Below are 6,672 nucleotides of genomic sequence, written 5' to 3'. Positions count from 1 at the left end.
GCGGCGGACTTCGTGGTCGCCACCACGTTCCTCCCGCTGGTCCAGCAGCTGTCGCTGGCCGGCACGTTCGCCCTGTACGCGGCGGTCACGGGCGCGTCGGCGCTGGCGCTGGCCCGCTGGATGCCCGAGACACGGGGTAGGCCACTGGTGACGTCCGCGCGGCCGGCGGCCGCCGTGCACGCTGCCGACTGAATGCCCTCCGCCACCTCCGACCCGCTCCGCTCAGACCCTGCTCAGCCTGATCACAGAACCCGCCACGGCCCGACCCGACCCGGCTCGGCTCGCCCGACCCGAACCGAACCGACCCGAACCGAACCGACCCGAACCGACCCGGCGTACACCGGCGGGTCCCGCGTCGGGCCCACACCCAGAAGGCACCTTTCGCATGCACCCCGACCTTGCCCCCCGCCACGCCAACTGCCTGCTCTTCGACTGGGACGGCACCCTCGTCGACAGCCAGTACGCCAACTACCGGGCCATGGCAGCCGTCCTGGCCCCGGAAGGCGTGGCCCTGGAACAGGAGTGGTTCGACGCCCGCACGGGCCTCTCGTCAGCGGAGATGATCCGCACCCTGGTCGACGAGCGCGCCCTCACGCTGTCCCGCCCCGTGCAGCAACTCGTCGCCGACCGCGACGAGATGTTCCTCGAGGAGGCCCACACCGTGCGACCGCAGCGGGAGGTGCTGCAGGTCGTCGAGGCCATGCACGGCCGGGTCCCCATGGCGGTGGCGTCCGGCGGCGCGCGCCGCGTCATCGAGGAGACCCTGCGCCACCAGCCGTTCAGCGAGCACTTCGACACCCTGGTGACCCGTGACGACGTCGACCGGGGCAAGCCCGCACCCGACATCTTCCTGCGTGCGGCCGAGCTCCTCGCGGCCCATCCCTCGCGCTGTACGGTCTACGAGGACAGCGACGAGGGCATCGAGGCGGCCCACGCGGCGGGTATGACGGTCATCGATGTTCGCCCCTACACCGGCACCCGTTTCCGGTCCGGCACCTGATCACCCCACGTGGACCAGAGGCTCCCTGGGGGTCCGAGGCGGGGGGTGCCGGGCCGGCGGTTCACTCCTCGGTGGCTCCGAGGTCGGGTGTGTCGCGCAGGTGGACGTGGCGCGTCGTGGCGGCGTGGAGTTCGAGGACGGTGACCTCGTTGGCTCCGGGCCTGAGGACGGGGCCGGGGACGTACAGGCTGGTCTGGGGTCCCCGGGACCAGTATCGGCCCAGGGGAAAGCCGTTGATCCAGGCGAGGCCCTTCGTCCAGCCATCGAGATGGAGGAACGTGTCCGCGGGTTCTTCCACGGTGAAGGTGCCGCGGTGGAAGGCCGGCCCGACCGGCGGACGCGCGGGGTCGAAGGGCCGGTGATCGAGGGCGTCCAGGTGGTCCAGGGGCAGGGCGCGGCTGTGCCAGACGGTGGGCGCGGTCCGGTTGAGCGTGGTGGGGCCGATCAGGCCCTTGCGGTCGTGGAGCCCTTGTCCGTAGTTGACCCGGCCCTGGTTCTCCACCAGGACGGCGAGCCGGGCTCCGGGGCGGGGCACGGTGAAGGCGAGGGCGTGTTCGTGGTTCTCCCGTTCCAGGACGCCGACCGGTTGCCCGTCGACGAAGACCTGGGCGCGGTCGTGGACGTGCTCGGCGTGCAGGAGCACCGGTCCGGGCGTGGCCAGGTCGGTCTCGTGGAGGACGAACCCGAACGAGTGGCCGAGCTCCTCCATGGTCAGCGGCCGGTCGGCGGTCACCGGGGTGCCGAGTGCGTCGGCCTGGTCCAGCAGGCCCGCCGCACGGGTGAGTTCGAGCGAACCGTACGCGGCTTTCGGTCCGGCGAGGGGCGGCGGGTCGTCGGGCACCGGCGCGTAGCGGGCGATGACCTCGCGGAATGCAGCGTACTTGGGCGTGGGATCGCCCGCTTCGTCGAGGAGCGCGTCGTAGTCGTAGGAGGTGACGGTGGGCCGGTAGGTGCCCTTGTCGTTGGCGCCGTTGGTGAATCCGAAATTGGTGCCGCCGTGGAACATGTAGATGTTGACGGAGGCGCCGGCGGCGAGGAGAAGGTCGAGCTCGGCGGCGGCGTCGGCCGCGTCGCGGCGGGCGTGGATCCCGCCCCAGCGGTCGAACCAGCCGATCCAGAACTCCGCGCACATCAGGGGGCCCTTGGGCTGGTGCTCCCGCAGCGCGGCGAGCCCGGCGGTGGTCCGGCTGCCGAAGTTTGCGGTGGCCAGGACGCCGTCGAGACTGCCCCGGACGAGGTCGGAGGGCTGGTCGCAGGTGAAGAGCGGTACGTCGACGCCGTGGCGGCGCAGCATGGCTGCGATCTCGGCCAGGTATGCGGTGTCGTCGCCGTACGCGCCGTACTCGTTCTCCACCTGGACCGCGAGGACGGGCCCGCCGCTGCTGCCGAGGTAGCGGTGGAGCGGCGGCAGGAGGGCGCCGAGGTACTCGTCGACGGCACGCAGGAAGCGGGGGTCGCGGCTGCGCAGGACGATGTCGTCCTCCGTGAGCAGCCAGGAGGGCAGACCGCCGCCCTCCCATTCCGCGCAGATGTACGGGCCGGGGCGGAGGAGGACGTGGAGTCCTTCGGCGGCCGCGGTGTCGAGGAATCGGGGCAGGTCGAGGGCGCCGTCGAGGTGGAACTCACCCCGGCGCGGGGCGTGCAGGTTCCACGGCACGTACGTCTCGACCGTGTTGAGGCCGAGGATTCGTGCCTTGCGGAGGCGGTCGGCCCACTGCTCCGGGTGGACCCGGAAGTAGTGCAGGGCTCCGGAGATGATGCGGAACGGGCGGTCGTCGAGACGGAATCCGTCGTCGGCGATCTCCAGTCGGGGCATGGCGGTGGTGCTCCTCGGGAAGGGGAGGCCGGGCCGGCCACCCGGAATCAGGCGGCCGGCCGGAGTCGAGCGGTGCTTCGGAAGTCGATGGAGCGGTTCAGGCGAGGGGGCGGCACAGCAGGGCGTCGGGGACGCCGCCGTGGTTCCACTTCCAGGTGAAGGCGACGCCGGCGAGGTACTCGTCGTCGGCGCACTGGCCCTTGTACTTGCCCGGCGCCCAGTCGCTGGCGGTCGATCCTCCGGTCGCGGGCCGGTTGTCGCCGTGGTCGAACCAGAGGACGCGGCCGGTGGTGGGGAGGGCGGCGGTCGCGGGCGCGCACAGGAGGGCCGCCATGGCGCTGCCGCGCATGCTGTAGCCGACGGCGAAGCTGCGGCCGGGGCACTGGAGCTTGTTGTAGCCGCTCGCCCAGTCGCCTCCGGTCACGTACCGCTCGTCGGTGACGACGGTCCAGGGGCCGCTCGCCTTCGCCGGCTGCCCGGCGTCGGTGCACAGGCCCCGGCCGCTGCTCCGGGCGAGTCCGGTCACGCGCTGGCTGTCCGGGCAGTTGCCCTTGCGGTTGCCCGGGGACCAGTCCGCCTTCGCGAGCATGGTGGCGGAGACGTTGTAGTCCGCGTAGTCCAGATTGAGCATGTTCCAGCGCGGGGCCGGGGCGATCCGGCCGGTCCTGCCGGGGGCGTTGACGAGCTTGTTCCAGTCGGTGGCGCGCCAGTCGCCGGCATCCATGACACCGAGCCGCGTGCCGTTCGCGCTGTAGTTGACCATGGCCCAGTTGTCCTGCGGCGTGCCGTTCGTGTCGGTCCAGCCGACCAGGGGCCAGATGGCGAAGTCGGTGTCGTTCCTCACCAGGATGTCGGTGAAGTTGGCGAACCAGGCGCGTTCCTTGGCGTCGATGTCCCCACGGCCGGCGGCGCCGAACTCGCTGATCCACACGGGTGCGGTGAAGTGCTGGCCGGACCGGGTGACGAACAGGGCCTGGTCGTCGACGACCTGCGCGAGCTGTGCGGGGGTGAGCTCCTCGTAGCGCGGGTCGTGTGTCTCGCCCGTGCCGGTGGCGCCGGTGTGGTTCGGGCCCGTGTAGCCGTAGAAGTGGGCTGCGTAGACGAGTTTGTCGGAGCGGATCAGCGTGTTGGACAAGGTGGCGACCGGGGTGAGCGTCGGGCGGCCATGGGGGGTCAGGTCGGTGGGTATGCCCTGCCAGTTGATGCCCTCCATGATGACGAGCATGTCCGGGTTGGCCTGCAGGATCTTGTTGCCGGCCGCTTCCATGGCCTTGTTGAGATCGTGGTCGTTGCCCCAGCCCCAGTTGGGGTCGTTCCAGGTGTCGCGGCGGACCTCGTTGCGCAGGTCGGCTCCGACGACCCGCTTGTCGGCCTGGTAGCGCTTCGCCATGAACACCCAGTCGTCGATCCACTGCTGGGTCGACTGGCCGCTGTTCCAGCGCTCGTTGCCGTCCAGGCCGCAGCAGAAGCGGTAGCTGGTGGTGTGGTTGTTGAGGATGACGGCGAAGCCGTCGGTGGTCAGGGCCCCGACGACGGCGTCGAGCACCTGCAACGGGGTCTTGCCCTTGAGCTGCGGGTTGGCGGCGACGGCCGAGTCCGGGACGACGCTCGTGTCGTGGATCAGTGCGTTGGCGAACGGCAGCCGGATGCTGTTCAGGCCCAGGGCGTGGAAGTCGGCCAGGATCTGGGCCATCGGCTTCCTGTCCAGGCCGAGCGGAATGTTGTGCGACATCTGCCTGGCCTGGTGGTTGGCCACGTCGCCGACGTCGCCGCTGCCCTGCCAGGTGCCCTGCGCGCCGGCCCAGTTTCCGGACTTGAGCTTGAACCGGTCGCCGTCGGCGTCGACGACGTACCGGTCCCGGGTCGACAGCGGGGCGGTCCACGAGGCGGCGAGCTGTGCGCCGGTGAGGGCCGGGGGCGGCGCCGTCCCGGTGTCCGCCGCGGCGGCGTGGGGGGTGAGGGTGCCGAGGAGGAGCGCGGACGAGGTGGCGAGGCCTGCGGCCGCGCGTCGGAGCGGGGTGAAACGGGGTGCCACGGAGGCTCCTTATGGGTGTGGGAGGTGTGCCTGCCTTGTGCATGGTGCGGGAACGTGCGGTGTGCGGGTCAGCCCTTGAGGCCGCTGGTGGCGATGCCTTCGACGATGTACCGCTGGGCGACGAGGAACATGACGGCCAGGGGCGTGATGGTGACGACGGCACCGGCGAAGAGACCGGGCAGATTGACGGTCTGCGAGGTGAGGAAGGTGGACAGTGCGATCTGCGCGGTCCAGGCGGACGGGTCCTGTCCGATGACCAGCGGCCACAGGAAGGAGTTCCAGCTGTCGATGAAGGACAGGGCCCCGAGCGAGGCCAGCATGGCTCCGGAGCTCGGCAGGGCGATCCGGCGGTACAGGCCGAGCCAGCCGAGGCCGTCGAGCCGGCCAGCCTCCTCGATCTCGCTGGGGAACTGCAGGTAGAAGTTGCGGAAGAGCAGGACCGCGAACGGGTTGAAGAGACCGGGCACGATGATGCCCCACAGGGTGTTGACGCCGCCCATGGAGCCGACGACGACGAACGTCGGGACGAAGGTGACCGAGCCGGGGATCATCAGGGTGGCCACGATCAGGGCGAGCACCAGGCCGCGTCCCGGGACCGGGATCCGGGCCAGGGCGTAGCCGGCGGCGGATGCGAGGAGGGTGGAGACGGGCGCGGTGACGGCGGCGATGAGCAGGGAGTTGCCGAGGGCCCGGCCCATGGAGACGGCGGGGTCGCCGAAGAGGGCGGTGAAGTTCTCGAAGTGCATCGTCGAGGGCCACCATGTCCACTCCGGCGCCGTCAGGCTCTGCGAGTCCATGAGCGCGTTGCGGAGCATCAGGTAGAAAGGCGCGAGGAAGGCCGTGGTCAGGAGGCCGACGAGCAGACCGCGTGCGAGGAGGCGCACGGATCGGGACAGTCCGGGCAGGGTGATCATGCGCGTCTCATTCTCCGCTCCTGCCGAATCCGGTGAACCGGCCCTGGAGCAGCGTCACTCCGACGATGAGGGCGGTGAGCACGAAGGCTCCGGCCGAGCCGATGCCGTAGTTCTGGCTGCCCATGGCGGTGTTGTAGAGGTGGACCAGCGGTGTCTGTACGGGGGCGGTGCCCGTTCCGGAGAGGCCGCTGTTGAACAGGTTGTAGAACTCGTCGAAGGCCTGGAAGGCGGCGATGAACAGCAGCATCAGTACGGCGACGGAGGTGTTGCGCAGCATCGGCAGGGTGATCCTCGTCAGGAGCCGCCGGCCGGTGGCGCCGTCGAGTGCGGCGGCCTCGTACAACTCCTTGGGAATGGCCTGGAGTCCGGCGAGGAACAGCACCATGTAGAAGCCGACCTGGAGCCAGAGCCGCAGGGTGACGAGTGCGACCCAGTAGAGCGGCGGCGAGGTGGACTGGAGCCAGGGGACGGGCTCCGCTCCGAACCATCCTCCGATCGTGTTGGCGATGCCCGCCGGGAGGCCGTTGAACAGGGACATCTTCCACAGCAGTGACGCGGCGACATACGAGACGGCCGCCGGGATGAGGAAGGTGGTACGAAACAGGGCCCGGCCCCGTCTGATCCGGTGGACCAGCAGGGCGAGACCGAGCGAGGCGGCGAAGGTGAGCGGCACGATGAAGGCGGTGAACAGCAGGATCTGGAGGAGGGAGTCGCGGAACGCCTGGTCGGACAGGAGCCGGCGGTAGTTCTCGAGTCCGACCCAGTGCCCGAGGGCGATGGTGCCGCGCGCGTCGCTGAAGCTGAGCAGGAAGCTCCAGCCGATCGCGACGTACTTGAAGAGGCCGAGGCCGATCACCATCGGCGCGGTCAGCAGGACGAACGCGGCCCAGCCGGACCGGCCGGGACG

The 6,672-nt window shown here is 70.4% G+C and carries 5 protein-coding genes and 1 pseudogene; 2 read left to right on the top strand and 4 right to left on the bottom strand.

Going from position 1 to position 6,672, the window contains the following annotated elements; genetic code table 11:
- Together ACWGI8_RS36420 and ACWGI8_RS36415 are read left to right on the top strand one after the other, a co-directional pair.
- A pseudogene (locus ACWGI8_RS36420) lies at nucleotides 1-192 on the top strand (MFS transporter); the annotation flags it as partial.
- 193 nt (nucleotides 193-385) lie between these two features.
- Nucleotides 386-1,000 (top strand): HAD family hydrolase, encoded by a 615-nt coding sequence (locus ACWGI8_RS36415; RefSeq protein WP_453667675.1) that lies wholly within the window; start codon nucleotides 386-388, stop codon nucleotides 998-1,000.
- 61 nt (nucleotides 1,001-1,061) lie between these two features.
- Here the strand turns inward: ACWGI8_RS36415 and ACWGI8_RS36410 are convergent, their stop codons facing one another.
- The 4 genes from ACWGI8_RS36410 to ACWGI8_RS36395 form a co-directional block, all read right to left on the bottom strand.
- Nucleotides 1,062-2,816 carry a glycoside hydrolase family 35 protein gene (locus ACWGI8_RS36410; protein WP_453667673.1) on the bottom strand — a complete coding sequence of 585 codons (1,755 nt, stop codon included), beginning with the start codon at nucleotides 2,814-2,816 and terminating at the stop codon, nucleotides 1,062-1,064.
- A 97-nt stretch (nucleotides 2,817-2,913) separates the two neighbouring features.
- Entirely contained in the window at nucleotides 2,914-4,851 is a 1,938-nt protein-coding gene (locus tag ACWGI8_RS36405) for a glycoside hydrolase family 5 protein (RefSeq protein WP_453667671.1), read from the bottom strand.
- 68 nt (nucleotides 4,852-4,919) lie between these two features.
- Nucleotides 4,920-5,765 carry a carbohydrate ABC transporter permease gene (locus ACWGI8_RS36400; RefSeq protein ID WP_453667669.1) on the bottom strand — a complete coding sequence of 282 codons (846 nt, stop codon included), beginning with the start codon at nucleotides 5,763-5,765 and terminating at the stop codon, nucleotides 4,920-4,922.
- Between the two features lie 7 nt (nucleotides 5,766-5,772).
- Nucleotides 5,773-6,672 (bottom strand): carbohydrate ABC transporter permease (locus ACWGI8_RS36395; RefSeq protein ID WP_453667667.1); only part of this gene is annotated, 900 nt, incomplete at its 5' end.

Source organism: Streptomyces sp. NPDC054841, assembly GCF_053611045.1.
The sequence above is the reverse complement of the archived record's forward strand: the minus strand, read 5'-3'. Positions and strand labels throughout refer to the sequence as shown.

Bases quoted from the DNA above. Each gene is read 5' to 3' on its own strand.
- ACWGI8_RS36415 (WP_453667675.1), top strand. From the start codon at position 386: ATGCACCCCGACCTTGCCCCCCGCCACGCCAACTGCCTGCTCTTCGAC.
- ACWGI8_RS36410 (WP_453667673.1), bottom strand. From the start codon at position 2,816: ATGCCCCGACTGGAGATCGCCGACGACGGATTCCGTCTCGACGACCGC.
- ACWGI8_RS36400 (WP_453667669.1), bottom strand. From the start codon at position 5,765: ATGATCACCCTGCCCGGACTGTCCCGATCCGTGCGCCTCCTCGCACGC.